Genomic DNA, 977 nt, shown 5'->3' on the forward strand with positions numbered 1-977 from the left:
AAACTCGAAACTCTCCCTTACCTCCTCCCTCTGCCGCCGCGGAAACCGCCTCCACCCATCCTAACAGATTTTCCGCCACCACCGCGGAAACCGCCGCCGCCGCGGAAAGACCTGCCTCTGAAGTCTTTCCCCCTCGAGAAGGTGCGGCCTCTATGCCCGCCACCCCACTTCTTGACGTGCCCGCCGCGAAAGGAGTGCCCTCTTTTTCCGTGGCCTCTTTTATTTATGTGCCGGTTGTGTCGGCTCTCTCCGCGGTGAAAGATACGCTTCTTGTGAATCCCGTTACTTCTGTACCGGTAGCGGTCATGGTCTTTTCCCCAGTGACGGTGCCGCCCCCTGTGGCGGTATTTTTTGAAATAGCTGTCTTTCCTGTACAAGCGGTGTTTCTTGTAGTAGCGGTGTTTCCTGTAGTGGCGGTGTTTCCCGTAATGACCGTACCTCTTGTAGGAGTAGTGCCCACCGTAAATGCCTATGTTGACACCGCTGTGGAGGTGATGTTTGTAACGGTGCCCGTAGTAAGGGCCGTAGTAGTGGTGCCCGTAATGATGATGGCCGTAGGACCCGATGAAAACCAGCGAGACGTGGGGCCACCAGAAATAGCCGTAGGCGGGGTAGGCCACCCACTCGCTGTAGCCGTAGGTTTCGTACCTTCCGGGGATCTCCTCGTATATCTGTGGTCTGCTTGCCAGCGCGAGGACATCGTTGTCCCTCTTCTGCACGTAGTCGTCCCAGCTGTCTTTTCCCCTGGCCGTTCCTACCACGACGCCCGCGTTGACGCTGGCCATTTGGCCTTCTTTGATGTCAACTTTGCCCGATTCGTGCTCCAACGTGAGAATCCCTTCCCGCACGGTGACGTCGGTACCGCCGTAGCCGTCCCCGTCTATCCTGAAGGCGCCCTGCCCGAAGAAGACAGCGCTCCTCATCGGCCCGATGTCGAACTCTATGCCGCGCATCCTGCTCTCGAGGGCGCTGACGTA

1 protein-coding gene is annotated in these 977 nt (G+C 58.1%); it reads right to left on the bottom strand.

Annotated elements, in window-relative coordinates; all coding sequences use genetic code 11:
- Positions 1-17: 17 nt before the first annotated feature.
- Positions 18-977, bottom strand: a 960-nt coding sequence (locus tag GTN70_01770) for a hypothetical protein (GenBank protein NIO15725.1), incomplete at its 5' end; no start/stop codon positions are given.

The organism is Deltaproteobacteria bacterium (assembly GCA_011773515.1).
In the GTDB taxonomy this organism is placed as follows: domain Bacteria; phylum Desulfobacterota; class Deferrimicrobia; order J040; family J040; genus WVXK01.